This window comes from Pseudoflavonifractor sp. An187 (genome assembly GCF_002160275.1).
Lineage (GTDB): Bacteria > Bacillota > Clostridia > Oscillospirales > Oscillospiraceae > Enterenecus > Enterenecus faecium.
Window position 1 is genome coordinate 43,146 of record NZ_NFKG01000011.1, and the last position, 15,670, is coordinate 58,815.

At 57.2% G+C, this 15,670-nt stretch carries 19 protein-coding genes; 13 read left to right on the plus strand and 6 right to left on the minus strand.

Features of this window, described 5'->3' with window-relative positions:
- Positions 1-34 precede the first annotated feature (34 nt).
- The 10 genes from spoIVB to spo0A all read left to right on the plus strand — a co-directional run bounded on the left by spoIVB (position 35) and on the right by spo0A (position 7,056).
- Positions 35-1,081: a SpoIVB peptidase gene (gene spoIVB / locus B5F22_RS06560; RefSeq protein ID WP_242955071.1), complete on the plus strand. Its 1,047-nt coding sequence runs from the start codon at positions 35-37 to the stop codon at positions 1,079-1,081.
- A gap of 149 nt (positions 1,082-1,230) precedes the next feature.
- Positions 1,231-1,821 carry a hypothetical protein gene (locus B5F22_RS06565; RefSeq protein ID WP_087372662.1) on the plus strand — a complete coding sequence of 197 codons (591 nt, stop codon included), beginning with the start codon at positions 1,231-1,233 and terminating at the stop codon, positions 1,819-1,821.
- 20 nt (positions 1,822-1,841) lie between these two features.
- Positions 1,842-2,075 (plus strand): helix-turn-helix transcriptional regulator, encoded by a 234-nt coding sequence (locus tag B5F22_RS06570; RefSeq protein ID WP_087233622.1) that lies wholly within the window; start codon positions 1,842-1,844, stop codon positions 2,073-2,075.
- Positions 2,076-2,248: 173 nt separating this feature from the next.
- Positions 2,249-2,518, plus strand: a complete 270-nt coding sequence (locus tag B5F22_RS06575) for a hypothetical protein (protein WP_087391921.1) — start codon at positions 2,249-2,251, stop codon at positions 2,516-2,518.
- Between the two features lie 22 nt (positions 2,519-2,540).
- Positions 2,541-3,164, plus strand: coding sequence for a class I SAM-dependent methyltransferase (locus B5F22_RS06580; RefSeq protein ID WP_087391923.1), 624 nt, complete (start codon positions 2,541-2,543; stop codon positions 3,162-3,164).
- Positions 3,165-3,252: 88 nt separating this feature from the next.
- Entirely contained in the window at positions 3,253-3,999 is a 747-nt protein-coding gene (locus tag B5F22_RS06585) for a hypothetical protein (RefSeq protein ID WP_087391925.1), read from the plus strand.
- Between the two features lie 121 nt (positions 4,000-4,120).
- Entirely contained in the window at positions 4,121-4,819 is a 699-nt protein-coding gene (locus B5F22_RS06590; RefSeq protein WP_143482201.1) for a hypothetical protein, read from the plus strand.
- A 23-nt stretch (positions 4,820-4,842) separates the two neighbouring features.
- Positions 4,843-5,088 carry a hypothetical protein gene (locus tag B5F22_RS06595; protein WP_087391929.1) on the plus strand — a complete coding sequence of 82 codons (246 nt, stop codon included), beginning with the start codon at positions 4,843-4,845 and terminating at the stop codon, positions 5,086-5,088.
- 141 nt (positions 5,089-5,229) lie between these two features.
- Positions 5,230-6,102, plus strand: a complete 873-nt coding sequence (locus B5F22_RS06600; RefSeq protein WP_087391931.1) for a MerR family transcriptional regulator — start codon at positions 5,230-5,232, stop codon at positions 6,100-6,102.
- A gap of 192 nt (positions 6,103-6,294) precedes the next feature.
- On the plus strand, positions 6,295-7,056 hold the full coding sequence (gene spo0A, locus B5F22_RS06605) for a sporulation transcription factor Spo0A (protein ID WP_087391933.1): 762 nt from the start codon (positions 6,295-6,297) through the stop codon (positions 7,054-7,056).
- Positions 7,057-7,422: 366 nt separating this feature from the next.
- Here the strand turns inward: spo0A and B5F22_RS06610 are convergent, their stop codons facing one another.
- The 5 genes from B5F22_RS06610 to B5F22_RS06630 all read right to left on the minus strand — a co-directional run bounded on the left by B5F22_RS06610 (position 7,423) and on the right by B5F22_RS06630 (position 11,592).
- Positions 7,423-7,644, minus strand: coding sequence for a DUF4318 domain-containing protein (locus tag B5F22_RS06610; protein WP_087391967.1), 222 nt, complete (start codon positions 7,642-7,644; stop codon positions 7,423-7,425).
- A gap of 84 nt (positions 7,645-7,728) precedes the next feature.
- A complete protein-coding gene (locus tag B5F22_RS06615; protein ID WP_087391935.1) occupies positions 7,729-8,736 on the minus strand; it encodes an IS30 family transposase in 1,008 nt (335 codons plus the stop codon).
- Positions 8,737-9,051: 315 nt separating this feature from the next.
- Positions 9,052-9,510: an S-ribosylhomocysteine lyase gene (locus B5F22_RS06620; protein WP_087391937.1), complete on the minus strand. Its 459-nt coding sequence runs from the start codon at positions 9,508-9,510 to the stop codon at positions 9,052-9,054.
- 1 nt (position 9,511) lies between these two features.
- On the minus strand, positions 9,512-10,177 hold the full coding sequence (gene mtnN / locus B5F22_RS06625; RefSeq protein ID WP_087391939.1) for a 5'-methylthioadenosine/S-adenosylhomocysteine nucleosidase: 666 nt from the start codon (positions 10,175-10,177) through the stop codon (positions 9,512-9,514).
- An 8-nt stretch (positions 10,178-10,185) separates the two neighbouring features.
- Positions 10,186-11,592, minus strand: coding sequence for a nicotinate phosphoribosyltransferase (locus B5F22_RS06630; RefSeq protein WP_087233367.1), 1,407 nt, complete (start codon positions 11,590-11,592; stop codon positions 10,186-10,188).
- Between the two features lie 199 nt (positions 11,593-11,791).
- On the opposite strand from B5F22_RS06630, the gene B5F22_RS06635 reads away from it, so the two are divergent.
- The 3 genes from B5F22_RS06635 (at position 11,792) to B5F22_RS06645 (ending at position 14,475) form a co-directional block, all read left to right on the plus strand.
- Positions 11,792-12,646, plus strand: a complete 855-nt coding sequence (locus B5F22_RS06635; protein ID WP_087391941.1) for a dipicolinate synthase subunit DpsA — start codon at positions 11,792-11,794, stop codon at positions 12,644-12,646.
- Positions 12,647-12,648: 2 nt separating this feature from the next.
- Entirely contained in the window at positions 12,649-13,230 is a 582-nt protein-coding gene (locus B5F22_RS06640) for a dipicolinate synthase subunit B (RefSeq protein WP_087391943.1), read from the plus strand.
- Between the two features lie 315 nt (positions 13,231-13,545).
- Complete coding sequence (locus B5F22_RS06645; protein ID WP_204210545.1) at positions 13,546-14,475, plus strand: magnesium transporter CorA family protein; 930 nt, start codon at positions 13,546-13,548, stop codon at positions 14,473-14,475.
- Positions 14,476-14,689: 214 nt separating this feature from the next.
- On the opposite strand, the gene B5F22_RS06650 is transcribed toward B5F22_RS06645, so the two are convergent.
- Complete coding sequence (locus tag B5F22_RS06650) at positions 14,690-15,598, minus strand: YafY family protein (protein ID WP_087391945.1); 909 nt, start codon at positions 15,596-15,598, stop codon at positions 14,690-14,692.
- Positions 15,599-15,670 lie beyond the last annotated feature (72 nt).

Below are 15,670 nucleotides of genomic sequence, written 5' to 3' on the forward strand. Positions count from 1 at the left end.
GCCCAAATTGTGAACGAAGAGGCGGTGAGGATCATTGAACGAAGAGATCAAACCATGGGTGGGGATGACCCAGGCGGTGCTGCGGGTCGTCCTGGTGGTGCTGGTGGTAGCTCTGGCCCTGTGGCCAGTCCTGGGCAGCGCCAGAGCCGACACCTTGAACGTGGTCCCAGTGGGGCGTGCCGTGGGCATCAAGCTCTTCTCCGATGGCGTTGTGGTGGTGGGAACTTCGGAAATTTCCACCCAGAACGGGGCGGTGAATCCGGCCAAGGACTGCGGTCTGCGGGAGGGGGACATCATCACCCATATCAACTCCACCGAGGTGGATACCATTGAGGAGGTGTCCGCCCTCTTGCAGGAGCTGGAGGGGGAGACCATGAGCATCCGGGCCATCCGCAATGAGGAGCAGGTGCAGCTGACCGCCCAGGCGGTGCTGTGCTCCGCCGACGGGGCGTATAAGCTGGGGGCCTGGATTCGGGACTCCATGGCGGGCATTGGTACCGTCACCTTCTATTGTCCCCAGACCGGGACCTTCGGGGCCCTGGGCCACGGCATCAACGACGTGGACACTGCCCTGCTCATGCCCCTGGAGAGCGGCAGCATTCTGCCCGCCACGGTTTCCGGGGTGGACAAGGGTCAGTGTGGAACTCCGGGACAGCTGCGGGGCATCTTTGAGGCGGACGTGACCCTGGGTGAGCTGGACGACAACACCTCCTGTGGCATTTACGGTACCATGACCGACACCAGCTGGTTTTCCGGCCAGGCGGTGGAGGTGGCCAGCCGGGACGAGGTGAAGGCGGGGAAAGCCACCATCCTCAGCAACATCTCCGGCAACCAGGTGGAGGAGTACGAGATTGAGATTCTCAAGGTCTACCCGGACAGCCAGGACGGGGGCCGGGACTACCTCATCCACGTCACTGACCCCCGGCTGCTGGACAAAACCGGAGGCATTGTCCAGGGCATGAGCGGCTCCCCCATTCTCCAAAACGGAAAGATCATCGGGGCCGTCACCCATGTCATGGTGGATGACCCCACCTCTGGCTATGGCATCTATATTGGAGATATGCTCCAGGCGGCAGGATAAGACCAGGGCGAGGACACGAGTTGAGTGTCCTCGCCCTTCTTATATAAGATATATAAAATTTAATGTTTATCGTTAAAAATATATTGACAAAGATATATACCACTCGTATAATGCAAGTAGAGAAATCCACAAAATAAGGAGGGAGCTATATGGAGAAAATTATGAAATCCACCAAGCTGGTGCAGAAAATCCTGCGAATTCTGTTTTGGATTGTCGTCGTTGTCAGCGTTGTCTCTGCATGTATCATGATTGCATCGTTGATTTTTATGGATGATACAGCAGTCATCCAGGGTGTTTCCATTACGATTGGAAATTACAGGTTGAAACTCAGCCAGGGGTACTCCCGCGCACAACTGATCAACATTTTATGGATGTCCTTGGCGAACATTGTCCTTTACGGGGGCCTTTCCTGTTACGCGATCCGAATCCTTCAAGGTATTTTTGAACCAATGACACAGGGAAAACCGTTCAACACGGCGGTGAGCGACGGGTTGAAAAAGCTATCCTATACGGTCTTGATTTTTGGTGTGGTTCGACTGATTCTTCAACTGGCAACAAACATGGTTTACGACCAGATGATTGATATTTCTTCCCTGTTTGCTGCAAACATGGTGGAATCCTGCTCCTTAACCGTGGTAGGAGATGGTGATTTTATTATTTGGTTCTTTTTGATTCGGCTGTTTCGGCGCATTTTTATCTACGGGGAGACCTTGCAGCAGCTGTCCGACGAGACGCTGTAACGTGGAATGAGGAGAAACTTATGCCCATTGTATTACGATTGGATCGGGTGATGGCAGACCGGAAAATGTCCCTCAATGCCCTGGCGGAAAAGGTTGGTATCGCCAATGTAAACCTGTCGAAAATCAAGACGGGGAAGGTCAGCGCCATCCGCTTTTCCACCTTGGAGGCCATTTGTGAGGCGCTGCACTGTCAGCCGGGGGATATTTTGGAGTACATGCCGTCTCAGACCGATGAGGACGGGAAGGACGAATAACATGGAGATACAAAAGCAGGATGGTGTAGGCCATCCTGCTTTTGCCATAGCCCGAGTATTCTGAAAAAAGTTCGTGACTAGTGAGGAAAAGCATAGTACAATATAGGCGTTTATCCGTGTTGTTTGAATGGAAACAGACAAAATATTGCATAAATGGAAGGGAGTGTTCCACGATGAAAGACAGGCTGTCCAAACTGACCGTTGCCAGTGGAATCCTGGGACTTGTCCTCTTGTTTGGGGTCATGCTGTCTGGAGCGGCATATCCCAGTTTGGTGTTTCGCATCGGTGCCCCCTTGGGATTGCTGTTTGTCTTTCTCAGCGTGGGGCTGCTGGGTTTGCGGTATTTGCGGGACATCTGTGAGGCCGTTCGGGAGAAACAATGGATGTTGGCCGTGGCGCTGGTGATGATGTTATTGGTCGTAGGCGTGCTGATGCTGATTTGAGCGGAGAAAGGAACTAAAATATATGTTAAATCACCTGGAATTTGACCTTTGGGCAGACGGCTACGACAAGAGCGTGGCTGTATCAGAAGAAAACGACGAATACCCCTTTGCGGGCTATGGGCAGATTTTAAATACCATTTACAATCACGTGTTGACCAACCCCGGCCGACAGGTGCTGGATATTGGCTTCGGTACAGGGACTCTGACCACCAAGCTCTATGAGCAGGGCTGCACCATCTATGGGCAGGACTTTTCCCAGCGGATGATCGACCTGGCCCAGGAGAAAATGCCGGAGGCCCACCTATATCAGGGGGACTTTACCCTGGGGCTGGCAAACGAGCTGATGGGGCGGCAATACGATTCCATTATTGCCACCTATTCCCTGCACCACCTGTCCGACACGCAAAAGGTCCACTTTTTCCGGGCCTTGTTGGGGCTGCTGGCCCCCAATGGCTGTATTTACGTGGGCGATGTGGCCTTTCGCACCCGGGAGGAGTTGGAGGCCTGCCGCCGCCGGATGGCAGAGAAGTGGGACGAGGACGAAATCTATTTTGTCTTTGAGGAGCTAAACGAGGCGTTCCCACAGCTGGAATTTGAACCGGTTACCTACTGCTCCGGCGTGCTGTACTTGAAAAGAGAAGGCTAGAGACAATTTTACACCCTTTATATGGCACCCCAAGCACAGGTGTGGTACAATGTCAGGAGAGAGAAAAACGGGAAAGGTAGGTGTGACTATGCAGCGTCTGAGAGAGTTGAATGGGTATCAAAAGGGTGTGTTGATTTTGATGGCGGCTATGGTGCTGGTGTTCACCGTGCTCTATCCGATCCTCACCTCCCGCCAGGCCTATTCCTACCGGGATGGCCTGTTGCTGCGTACCCAGGAGGGAGAGAATACGGTGTACCAGGGGAAGGTGTATGGAGAAACGGCCCGCTTCACCGTGTCCCCGGACCAGACCGTGGAGTTTTACTACGGGGAGAAGACCTACGGCCCCTATACCGTCCAGGAAGACCCGAACCTGGTGGATTTGCCGGAGGGAGTGCGGGGCATCCAGTTGCAGCGGAGAGGGGAGACCTTCTTTTACGGCGGTGTATCCGGGGAGGGTGAGACCTTCCGTGTGTACCGTCAGGATGGCAGCCAGATGCATCGGGACAGCTCCATGGAGATATCCTTCGATGCATACGGGAATCTTACAAGTATGATGGAGCCTTCGGCCTACACCATCCTGGAGGTGATGTACGGCCCGGAGCTGACCCATCCGGGAAGCTGGTGGGGTTGGGTGTTAGGCGTGGTCATCTGTGTGGCCACGGCCCTCACCATCCTGTATGCCGACGAGCTGTTCCGCTTCCATCTTCTTTTTGAAATTAGCAACGTGGAGGAGGCAGAGCCCTCCGGGTGGGAGATGGCCAGCCGATATATCTCCTGGACGCTCCTGCCTGTGTTGGCACTGGCGGTCTTTATCATAGGATTATTGTACTGGTAAAACAGGGCGGAAGCTGGATCGCTTCCGCCTTATGTTTTCCCTCTGTCTTTTTTGGAGACTTTATGGTAGAATAAACCTAATACAGATGAGGCAGGTGCAGACCTTGGACACTTGGAAATTGTTGATCGGGCTAGTTGTGGTGCTGGTGCTCTCGGGTGTGGCGGTGATTGTGTGGGCGGTTCTCCCGTCCCACCGGAACAGACGCTCGGGTCCCCCCAGCGGAAAGCCCGCCTGGCGGGAGAAGCAGTACGATGAAGAGGGGTATGATCCCCGAGGTTACGACCGGGAAGGCTATGACCGCCTGGGGTACGACACCCGGGGCTATGACCGCAACGGGTATGATTGGCAGGGGTATGATTCCCGGGGCTACAATCGAGAGGGCTATGACCGATTTGGCTATGATAAGCAGGGCTATGATCGGGACGGCTACGACCGCCGGGGATATAATATCCATGGCAAGGACCTCCAGGGGCGGTATAATCGCCTCTACGATGTGGCCGATTATGCAGACTCCTTGTACAGCTCCGAGGGCTTTCTCAGCCCCCAGCGCTATCCGGTGGGGGTGACGGTCCACGCCAAGGAGCGCATGCTGGAGCGGATGCAGGGAAAGACGGTGGAGAACCTCCAGGACCTGGCCATGAAGGCCTACTGCTTCGGCAAAAGCGCCCGGCAGCTCAAACGCACCTCCGCCCGGCTGGTGCAGGAGATTCAGGAGCAGCACGGGGACGGCGTGGTGCTGATCTACCACGGCTATGTGTACATTTTCTCCAGCGACAACCAGCTGATTACCGTCTACCGGAATGAGCGCATTCCTTTGTGATGAGGGAAGGAGGAACTACGTTAATGGAACAGGAAAAGGAACTTCAGAGCCCCCGCAGCCGTCGGGAGCATGTGAGCACCTTCCGGCGCTATCGGCTGGGGTGGGTGCTGCTGGGCATGATCGCCACGGAGGTGGCGGTGGTGTTGGCCAATGGCAGCGTTGCAGCGGCCATCATGCTGCCCCTGATTGTGGGCGCCTTTATTTTCCGTTCGGCCCTAGTGGAAAACTACAACCGAAGACAGGCCGAGGAAACCCAAGAGAACCCGTGAGAGCAGCCAAGAGGCGGGATGTGTCCGCCTCTTGGCTGGTTGTTTCTGTGGGTGAAAGGAAATCTTTTTTGCAAAAACCCTTGACCTTCCACCAGGTGAAAGGTGTATTTTGACACCAGAGCCAGAGAGGAGGCGCATGATATGAACATCAAAGAGGCAGAGAAACTGACGGGAATTTCCAAGCGCAACATCCGATTTTATGAGCAGAAGGGAATGCTGCACCCCGCCCGCAATCAGGACAACGACTACCGGGACTACTCGTCCCAGGATATTGAGCGGCTCAAGCTCATCCGGGCTCTGCGCATGGTGGATATGCCCTTGGAGGAGATTCAAAAGGTACTGGATGGGAAGACGTCCCTGGAGGACGCCGCCACGGCCCAGGAGCGGCAGCTGCGGGAGCGGGTGCAGGAGGTACAGACCGCCATCCGGTTTTGTAAATCCCTCCAAGGACTGAGCGGGGACGTGGAGGTAGACGCAATTTTGCGGGAGATGGACCGGGAGGAGAACCGGAAGCACCTGTTTACCCAGTGGAGAGAGGACTACAAAAAGATGTGCAAGTTTCTCCAGAAGGCCACCTTTACCTACATCCCCGAGGGGGCCGTGACCAACGCCCGGGAGTTTACCCAGGCGCTGTTGGACTTCGCCCGGGAGAACCAGGTGGACATCACCATCACCAAAGAGGGGATGTACCCGGAGTTTATGCTGGATGGGGTGGAGTATACCGCAGAGCGGCTGTACACCCAGATGGGCCGGGCGCCGGTTGCCACGGTGCGCTGCACCGCCAAGCACCCGGAGACCTTGGAGCCGGACCTGCCCGCCGGAAAGAAGCGGCTGATGAAGCTGCTGCACTTTGCCTGGATCCCCCCTGGCCGTGGTCCTGATGTCGGTGGCCATGGTGGCCCGCAATGGCGGACTGCCCTTCCTGGCCACCCTGGACGGGGTGGTGCTGGGGATCGTCTTTCCCCTGGTGGTGGGGGTCATGTTGTACCGCTCCATGCTCTTTTACTACAATAACAAGAACAAATAACGAAACTTCAATCATCCTGTAGGAAAAACAGCGGCTGAGAGATTACAAAATTTGACAATCCTGTCGAACGAAAGTGGAAACTATGGCTTGCCAGATCGGGCATTCTGTGGTATTTTAGAGGTACAGGAAAAAGATGGTAAAACCAGACTGACTCCACTTGAGAAAGGATTGTCACACAGATGAGCGATGTGAAGAAGATCATCATTGCGGATGCCTCAGAGGAATACCGCAGATTGCTGGCGGATGCCCTGGGGGACCGTGAGGATATGGAGGTCGTGGCCCAGACCGGGGACGGGGAAGCTCTGTTGGACCTGGTGGCCAAGCATCAGCCCCAGGGGATTATTATGGACTTGATGCTCACCGGGATGGACGGGTTGGAGGTACTGGAGCAGCTGGGGCCCAATCGGCCCAGGGTGGTGGTGCTCTCCGCCTTTTCCCATTCCGCCCTGGCCCAGCAGGTGAAGGAGCGGGGGGCGGACTACTGTATGCTCAAGCCCTGCCGTCTGTCTGCGGTGGTGGAGCGCATGGCCCAGCTGTGCGATCAGACCCAGGAGCGCCAGACCCACCAGGAGGAGGAAGAGTGGGATTTAGAACGGAAGATCACCTCCATCATCCATGAGATCGGGGTGCCCGCCCACATCAAGGGCTACCAGTATCTCCGGGTGGCCATTGCCATGGCGGTGGAGGATATGGGGATGATCAACGCCGTGACCAAGGTGCTCTATCCCGAGGTGGCCAAGCGGTTCGGTACCACCGCCAGCCGGGTGGAGCGGGCCATTCGCCACGCCATTGAGGTGGCCTGGGACCGGGGCGACCTGGAGGTGCTGCAGTGGTACTTCGGCTACACCGTGTCCAACACCAAGGGCAAGCCCACCAACAGCGAATTTATTGCCATGATCGCCGACCGGATCTCCCTGCAAAAGGACAAGCGGGCAGGGTGAGCTGTGCCCCGGAGGGACGATGTTGGTGAAAATGAATAATGAAGAATGAATAATTGAGGTGTGCCGCTTTGCGGCACGGATTTTGATTTGTTGGGCCGTAGGGGCGGCACAGGAAGGCTGGCAGGCCGGAACCTTGGGCGGTTAGACGGACAATCCCTCCGCCCCGGCTTGCGCCGGGCCACCTCCCTTTGCACAAGGGAGGCTTTTGGCCATATCCAATCAGAAAAAATGGATGCAGCCCACGGGGCTGCATCCATTCAGACTGTCGAAAAGCCTCACGTCAATGCAAGAAGGACAGATGATCTTGCATCGTCAAAAAGCCCTCGGCAGAGTTTTTCCATCCGAAGATGGAAAAATAAATTGAATTCACTTTTCTCTGCACTTAATCCCGTAATTACCACGGCTTCCAGGTTCATAGCCCCTATATATTTCATAGAGTTTGTCGTTTATTACAACTTCGTCATCACCTTTAAAAGAGTATGAGTCGCCGTTCTCATCACAATACTTGGAAATTGCTTGGTGCGCTTTAACAACAGTAGGATAGACGTTTCCTTCGTCATATGGTACCCAAAAAGCTTTTTTAGACATATTAAACATTAATGTCACTCCTTTCGAAATTTTTTGAACACATTCCGACTACTTACTGAGATTATTATACTACGAGGCACATTGTCAAGTCAAGTGCAACACATCGTGGTAAAAGACTTCGAATGGGGAACGCCAGCCTAAACATTTGCGGGGCCTGAGGTTGAGGCGGTGAACAAAGGCAGCGATCAAATCATCTGGCACAGGAGAAATGTCGCAGTGTTTTGGTAAATATTCGCGTAACAGACCATTAGTATTCTCATTTGTCCCTCGTTGCCACGGTGCGTATGGGTCAGGAAAGTAAAACTGGACTTTATGCAGACGGACAGCTATTTGCTCAAAGTTTGCAAACTCACTACCACGATCTGGTGTAATGGACAAAACGTATTGAGGCTTGATCTGCTCCAGCAGCTGAATCATTTTTTCTGAAACTTCATGTGCGGTATTGCGATCCACTTTAGCTGCAAGCAGAAATCGGGAGCGTCGATCCGTAAGAGTAAGAATGCAAGCACCTCCCTTTATCCCCGCTACAGTATCTGCCTCCCAATGCCCAATACAGCTACGGTCATTAGCTTGCTGCGGACGTTGGCTGATATGGGGAGCATCCGGAAACCGTACTCGGCGTCGATCTGCACTCTTTTTGTACTTTTTTCCCTTTTTTCGCAGAAAGCGTAAATATCTATCCTGTTTTTTAACATAGCTGTGGCTTTTCTTAGGGTCAAACATTCCGGAGTAGATTGCTCTGTATATGCTTGAATAACTAATCTGTATGTCACTGTTCTCCAGCTTTAGTCGGTTGGAAATCTGCTCTGGTGACCACTGATATTTCTCTATCAAGATACGAATTTTTTCCTGGTATTTGGCTTGTGACATCAGATGTTTACGGCCACAGCGCTTACGTCTCATGATATATTGGGCCTGGGCTTCTGAGGGACGATATGTCGCCTTTTGTCGCACCCCCCGCTTTAGCTCCCGGCTGATTGTCGATGGGGCACGCCCCATCTTCTCAGCGATTTTACGAATCCCAACCCCAAGGTTTTTGAGCAAGTATAGATTTTCTCGCTCCTCTATGCTAAGATGTTTGTAGTGACTCATGGAAATAGGCTCCTTTCTGGTTGTCCGCAAACACCATTTTAGCTGCTTATCGCCCATGAGTCACTCTTTTTATGTTATGTGTTGCACTTGTATTGTAAATCTACCCGATCTGTTTTTTTTCGGGGACATGAGCATCGAAAAAAACACTTCTCAGCCCGCCAGTGTGGAATCGGGTCGTCCTTTGACCCGATTCTGCGCGCAGCGGGCTGCATCCCCTCGAAAAAATGCTTGCATTTTTGAGAAGCGTGTCGAACTTTTTCGACACGCTCAGCCGATGTAGACAGCAAAACCGTCTACATCGGCTCTTTTGCGTATTTAATAGGCGAGCTGCTCCACCGTCCAGCCTTTGATGACATCGGCGTAGTAGCGGCACTGGGCTTTTGCCAAATCCACATCCAGGTTGATGTAGTTGCCGCACTCCACCGCCGACTTGCCCGGCATCTCTCCGGCGTAGTTGGCCCCCGCCTCAAAGACGGACTGGATGAGGGCGATGCAGTGGGCCATGGACAGCTGGGCGCCATCCAGCAGGACGTAAAACCCGGTCTGGCACCCCATGGGGCCAAAGTAGATCACCGCGTCCTTCTGGGGGGAGTTGCGCAGCAGGGTGGCGATGATGTGCTCCATCGAGTGCATCTCGGCGTTGGTGAGCAGATCCCCGGTGTTGGGCACCTTGAAGCGCAGGTCAAACGTGACCACGTTCCCGTCCCGGCGGGAGAGGTACATCCCGGGGCGCAGGGTGGTGTGGTCCACCTGAAAGCTTGCGATTTTTTCCATGTTAAGTCCTCCACAGCAGGGCCGCCAGGGCCTGGTTGAGCTTGTCCACCACCTGGGGCACGTTTTGGGCGTACTCCTCCCCCTGGGCGGGGTGGAACAGGTGGTCGGAGACGATTTTCAGAGCATAAAACGGCACCTGGTTGCGCAGGCACACCTGGGCCACCGCCCCCGCCTCCATGTCGCACACGGTGGCGGAAAAGTGGTCCCGCAGCAGGGCCGCCCGGTCATAGTCCCGGCCGAACCAGTCCCCGGTGGCCACCACTCCGGTGCGGGGTGCAAAGCCTGCCTGGGTGAGCCGCTCCACATGCTCCTCCACCCTCTGGCAGGGCAGTTCGATGAGGTTCAGGGCGGGGATGAGACCCAACGGGTCGCCCACGGCAGAGATGTCCATGTCGTGCTGGACGCAGTGGCGGGCCACCACCAGGGTGCCCACGGGGAAGTCGTGGAAGCACCCGGCTACCCCGGCGTTCCACACCTCATCCACTCCAAAGCGGTCCAGAAGCGCCTGGGTGCCCATGGCGGCGTTGACCTTACCCACGCCGCAGATGCACACCACGGTGTCCGGGTCCAGGGGGTAGAAGTCCATCCCGGCGATGGTCTGCACCTGGCCGGAGGGGCGCAGAGCCCCCGCCACCTCCTTGTGCATGGCGTATACAATGCCTCGCATGGCGCACCTCAGGAGTTGTGAGACAGCAGCTGAGCCCGCACGTCCCACAGCTTTTGGGACAGGTCCACATAGTAGTTGTGGGGGTTCTCAAACCGCTTGACCTCGTCCCACAGGCTGTCCACCTCCCGGGCGCAGTACACCCGGGTCTCCTGGATGGTGGGAGCCTGGTACACCAGCTGGCCGCCCTGGAAGATGGGCACCAGCAGGGGGCGGGCGGTGTAGTTGGTGATGGTCTTGCGCTTCCAAACGGCCTCGGGGTCAAAGAGCTCCAGGGGCTGGGTGAAGTCGGGGTGCTCGTCGTGGAGGCAGATATAGTCGGCCAGGGCCTTTCCCGTCTCGATCTCGTACAGGCGGTACACCTTCTTGAAGTGGGGGATGGTCATTTTGGCGGGGTTCTCGCTGATCTTGATTTTGGGCACGATGGTGCCGTCCTTGCCCTCAATGGCCGCCAGCTTGTACACGCCGCCGAACACCGGCTCACTCTTGGAGGTGATGAGCCGCTCACCCACTCCGAAGCCGTCAATGGCGGCCCCCTGGGTCAGCAGGTCCCGGATGATATACTCGTCCAGGGAGTTGGAGGCGATGATCATGATGTCGGTGAGGCCCGCCTCGTCCAGCATCTTCCGGGCCTTCTTGGACAGATAGGTCAAATCGCCGGAGTCGATGCGGATGCCGCCCTGGGTGATGCCCAGCTCCTGGAACACCCGGATGGCGTTGGGCACGCCGGACTTGAGCACGTTGTAGGTGTCCACCAGCAGGGTGGCGGCGTGGGGGTAGATCTCACAGTAGGTTTTGAAAGCGGTGTACTCGTCGGGGAACATCTGCACCCAGGAGTGGGCCATGGTGCCGGTGGCGGGGGTGTCAAACATCTGGTCGGCCATGGCGCAGGCGGTGCCGGAGGCCCCGGCGATATAGCTGGCCCGGGCGCCCAGCAGTGCGCCGTCCGCACCCTGGGCCCGGCGGGAGCCGAACTCCGCCACAGGCTTGCCCTGGGCAGCCCGGACGATGCGGTTGGACTTGGTGGCGATGAGGGACTGGTGGTTCAGGGTCAGCAGCAGATAGGTCTCCACGAACTGGGCCTCAATGGCAGGGGCCCGCACGGTGAGAATGGGCTCCCGGGGGAAGATGGGGGTGCCCTCCGGCACGGCCCAGATGTCTCCAGTGAAGTGGAAGGTGCGCAGATACTCCAAAAACTCCTCCGAGAAGGTGTTCTTGGAGCGCAGGTATGCAATGTCATCCTCATCGAAGTGGAGGTCCCGGATGTAGGAGATCACCTGCTCCAGTCCGGCGGCAATGGCGAAGCCGCCGCCGTCGGGGACACTGCGGAAGAAGATATCGAAATAGCAGATTTGATCGGCCACGCCGGTCTGAAAATAGCCGTTGCCCATGGTCAGCTCATAGAAGTCGGTGAGCATGGTGTAGTTGACGTGATGTTGCACAGGGATGGCCCCCTTTAACTAAAATCGTAGCCTCTATTATAAGCTGTCTTGACACAAAATGCAATCATTCCTTCTGTAGTTCTTCCAGAAGTCACCACTCGGAAGGGGCGGAATACACTGGGATGAGGGCGGTGTCGGAAGGCAAACGGCCCCGGAGAGGAGCATGGGAAGGAACATGGAACGAACGCACATCTGGGTCATTGGAGGAGATCAGCGGCAGAGCATCTTAGCCGGGCTGCTGCGAGACGACGGCCACAGGGTACATACCTTGGGGCTGGGGGAGGAGGAGGCAGAGGGGCCGGACCTGGATGGCATCGGGGAGGCCCACTGCGTCATTCTCCCCCTGCCGGCGCAGCGGCCGGAGGGGTGGGTGTACACCCCGCTGAGCCCCCTTCGGCTGTCGGTGGAGCAGGTGCTGGAGCACATGCAGCCGGGGCAACTGGTGTGCGGCGGGCTGCTCACCCCCCGCTTCCTCCACCAGGCCCAGGCGTTGAATCTGCGGGTCATAGACTATTATGCCCGAGAAGAGCTGACGTTGCTCAACGCCATTCCCACCGCAGAAGGGGCCATCCAGCTGGCCATGGAGCGCATGCCCACCACCATCCACAACGCCCGCATCTGGATTTTGGGCTTTGGACGGGTGGGGCAGGCATTGGCCGTGCGCCTCCGCGCTCTGGGGGCCAAGGTGTGCATTCTGGCCCGAAACCCCGCCCAGCGGGCCCTGGCCCGTAGCTTAGGCCTGGAGGCCGAGCCCATCCGGGGTATGGGGGAGTGGCTGCACTGCCCCCATCTGGTGGTGAACACTGTGCCTGCCCCCCTGCTGGGAGTGGAGGAGCTGTCCGCTCTGCGGGAGGGGGCCTGGGTGATGGACCTGGCCTCGGAGCCGGGGGGCGTGGACCATCCCGCGGCCCAGGCCCTGGGCGTGCCCGTGGTGTGGGCCAGAGGCCTGCCGGGCAAGGTGGCTCCCCACACGGCGGCGGAGTACCTCAAAGACACCGTCTATCACATTATGGAGGAGTTGGGAGTGTAAGAATGGAAGCGAAAAACATTGGGTTTGCCTTTTGCGGCTCCTTTTGTACCATGGCCAGGGCTCTGGATACCCTGGAGCAGCTGGCGGGAAAATACACCCAAATCTGGCCCATTGTCTCCGAGACCGTGGCCAGCACCGATACCCGCTTTGGCAACAGCCATGATTTTATGCGGGAGATGGAGCGGATATGCGGGAGAAGGGTCATCCATACCGTGGCGGAGGCTGAGCCCATTGGGCCCCGGAAGCTGCTGGACGCCCTGGTTATCTGTCCCTGCACGGGCAACACCCTGGCCAAGCTGGCCCACGGCGTCACCGACGGCACGGTGACCATGGCCGCCAAGGCCCATCTGCGCAACGGGCGGCCCCTGGTCCTGGCCCTGGCCACCAACGACGGCCTGGCGGCCTCTGCCCCCAATGTGGGCACCATGCTGGGACGGAAAGGGGTGTTTTTTGTCCCCTTCCGCCAGGATGACTGCTACGAGAAGCCCACGTCTCTGGTGTCGGATTTTTCCCTCACCGGGGACACTCTGGCCCTGGCTATGCAGGGCAAACAGTATCAGCCTCTCTTGTTGGGGGCAAAGTGACGAAAAACAGCCTCCGGTGGCGGGATTTTTAGGGTTGCAAACCACCGGGGGCTGTCATATAATGATACTTGACTGGGCAAAACATGGACTGGCCCGGAAAAATCTGCCCAAAAACGAAAGGATGTGACATGCGCCGTGGCAGGTGACCCATCTAGTCGAAGTTGGAAAATATGTTTGCGGCGTATGGATTGAGGGGGATGCCCTGGCATCCTTTCTGTCTTCGTGCGCCCGCGCCTGTGTGACACAGGGAATATCAGCGGAAGCGGCACGGGGACAAACCACCCCTTTGCCTGCTCGGGAAAGGTGTGAACCAATGTGATTAGCATTTACAAGACCATTGACGGAAAAATGACCAAGCTGGATACGGTGGAGGACGGCTGCTGGATCAACCTCATCTACCCCAGCGAGGACGAGCTGAAGACGGTGTCCGTGACCTTGGGGGTGGAGCTGCCCTTCTTGAAGGCCGCCCTGGACGAGGAGGAGACCTCCCGTATTGACAGCGAGGACGGCCAGACCCTCATCATCGTGGACACCCCCGCCATGGAGCGGGATGAGACCGGCGTGGTGTATTCCACCCTGCCTATGGGCATCATCGTCACCGAAAAGCACATCGTCACCGTCTGTTTGAAGGAGACCTCGGTGGTGCGGGACTTGCAGGACGGCCTGGTCAAGGACGTGCGCACCCAGCAGCGCACCCGGTTTATCCTCAACATCCTGCTGCTGGTGGCCAAGCGCTACTTGCAATATCTGAAGCAGATCGACAAGACCTACAACTACATGGAGCGGCAGCTGTACAAGTCCCAGCGCAACAAGGAGCTCATTCAGCTGCTGGATTTGGAGAAGTCCCTGGTCTACTTCAACACCTCTTTGAAGGCCAACGAGGTGACCTTGGAGAAGATTCTCCGGGGCCGCATCGTCACCCTCTACGAGGAGGACCATGACTTGCTGGAGGACGTGCTCATTGAGGTGCGTCAGGCCATCGAGATGGCTCAGATTTACTCCTCCATCATCTCCGGCATGATGGACGCCTTTGCCTCGGTGATCTCCAACAACCTGAACGTCATCATGAAGGTGCTCACCTCCATCACCATCCTCATGACGGTGCCCAATATCATTTTCGGCTACTTCGGTATGAACATCACCGGCGGCCTGCCCCTGGACCAGTTCTGGTGGGTGCCTCTGCTGATGAGCGTGGCCATCATTGTGGTGCTGGCCATCATCCTGAAGAAGAAGGACCTGTTTTAATGAATAATGAAAAATGAAGAATGAATAATTATGGTGTGCCGCTGTGCGGCACGGATATTTGAAATGGGCGTAGGGGAGGGGCTTGCCCCTCCCGAATTTCCCAGGGCTATACCAGGGAAAAAGCGGGCCGGGCAAGCCCGGCCCCTACGAAAGCAGATGCAGGTCCTGAACGGCGGAAACGCCCTCAGGACCTGCATTCTTCATTATTCGTTATTCATTCTTCATTGGACGCATAGGCCTGTCGCAGGCGTTCACTGGCCTGGGCCAGTTGGCGCTGGAGACTGGCGGGGGAGAGCACCTCCACGCCGCCACCGAAGGACAGCAGATAGCTGGCCAGCCAACCTCCATCGGGGAAGACGGTGGACACCAGCAGGGAGCCGTCGGGCTGGGGGGTGACGCAGCGGCGGTCGAACTCGTCGTACACCCGGTGGGCCAGGCTGGGGGCGAAGCGCAGCTCGGCCTCCACCCGGAACAGCGGGGGGATCTCCCCGGACAGCTCCGGGTCGGGGGGATTCATCAGCCGGTGGAAGGGCTGGTCGGTGATGGTCAAATCCAGCATACGGGTCAATCGGAAGGTGCGGTAACACTCCTGGAAGGGGCAATAGGCCTGGAGATACCAGCCGTTGCCCTGGAACACCAGCCGCACGGGCTGCACCAGGTAGGGCATCTGCTCTCCCTGGGAGCTGGCATAGGTAAACTGAACGGCCCGGCGCTGTAAAATGGCTTCCCGCAGCAGCTTGAAGTCCTCAGTGTCCCCGGCCGAGGAGCCCCAGTGGGTGAGGTACACTTGCAGCCAGTCCTCCTCGGGGCGGCGGAACAGGGCGGAGAGTTTGGCCAAGGTGGCCTCCCGTTGGGCGTCCGAGTCGTCGTCCAGGGCGGCCAGCAGCTGCTGCTGTTCCCCGGGGGTGAACAGGTTGGGGTCGGGGGCGCAGCCCGCCATGAGGGTGACGCCGCCGTTTTTGCCCGGGGCCGTGCACACCGGAACTCCGGCGGCCGACAGGGCGTCAATCTCCCGGTAGATGGTACTCACCGATACCTGGAGCATTTGGGCCAGCTGGGGAGCGGTGATGCGGTCATGCTCCAACAGCAGGGAGAGAATTTGAATGAGTCGATTGGCGGACATAGTTTCACCTCCTAGGGGTGTCCCCAGTATATCAGAATGGGGGATTTCTGTAAAGGAAAACGCCGAATTGAG

Excerpts from the sequence above, each read along its gene's own strand:
- B5F22_RS06565 (WP_087372662.1), top strand. The coding sequence starts at position 1,231 with ATGGAGAAAATTATGAAATCCACCAAGCTGGTGCAGAAAATCCTGCGA.
- B5F22_RS06570 (WP_087233622.1), top strand. The coding sequence starts at position 1,842 with ATGCCCATTGTATTACGATTGGATCGGGTGATGGCAGACCGGAAAATG.
- B5F22_RS06575 (WP_087391921.1), top strand. The coding sequence starts at position 2,249 with ATGAAAGACAGGCTGTCCAAACTGACCGTTGCCAGTGGAATCCTGGGA.
- B5F22_RS06580 (WP_087391923.1), top strand. The coding sequence starts at position 2,541 with ATGTTAAATCACCTGGAATTTGACCTTTGGGCAGACGGCTACGACAAG.
- B5F22_RS06585 (WP_087391925.1), top strand. The coding sequence starts at position 3,253 with ATGCAGCGTCTGAGAGAGTTGAATGGGTATCAAAAGGGTGTGTTGATT.
- B5F22_RS06595 (WP_087391929.1), top strand. The coding sequence starts at position 4,843 with ATGGAACAGGAAAAGGAACTTCAGAGCCCCCGCAGCCGTCGGGAGCAT.
- B5F22_RS06600 (WP_087391931.1), top strand. The coding sequence starts at position 5,230 with ATGAACATCAAAGAGGCAGAGAAACTGACGGGAATTTCCAAGCGCAAC.
- spo0A (WP_087391933.1), top strand. The coding sequence starts at position 6,295 with ATGAGCGATGTGAAGAAGATCATCATTGCGGATGCCTCAGAGGAATAC.
- B5F22_RS06610 (WP_087391967.1), bottom strand. The coding sequence starts at position 7,644 with ATGTCTAAAAAAGCTTTTTGGGTACCATATGACGAAGGAAACGTCTAT.
- B5F22_RS06615 (WP_087391935.1), bottom strand. The coding sequence starts at position 8,736 with ATGAGTCACTACAAACATCTTAGCATAGAGGAGCGAGAAAATCTATAC.
- B5F22_RS06620 (WP_087391937.1), bottom strand. The coding sequence starts at position 9,510 with ATGGAAAAAATCGCAAGCTTTCAGGTGGACCACACCACCCTGCGCCCC.
- mtnN (WP_087391939.1), bottom strand. The coding sequence starts at position 10,177 with ATGCGAGGCATTGTATACGCCATGCACAAGGAGGTGGCGGGGGCTCTG.
- B5F22_RS06630 (WP_087233367.1), bottom strand. The coding sequence starts at position 11,592 with ATGCTCACCGACTTCTATGAGCTGACCATGGGCAACGGCTATTTTCAG.
- B5F22_RS06635 (WP_087391941.1), top strand. The coding sequence starts at position 11,792 with ATGGAACGAACGCACATCTGGGTCATTGGAGGAGATCAGCGGCAGAGC.
- B5F22_RS06640 (WP_087391943.1), top strand. The coding sequence starts at position 12,649 with ATGGAAGCGAAAAACATTGGGTTTGCCTTTTGCGGCTCCTTTTGTACC.
- B5F22_RS06650 (WP_087391945.1), bottom strand. The coding sequence starts at position 15,598 with ATGTCCGCCAATCGACTCATTCAAATTCTCTCCCTGCTGTTGGAGCAT.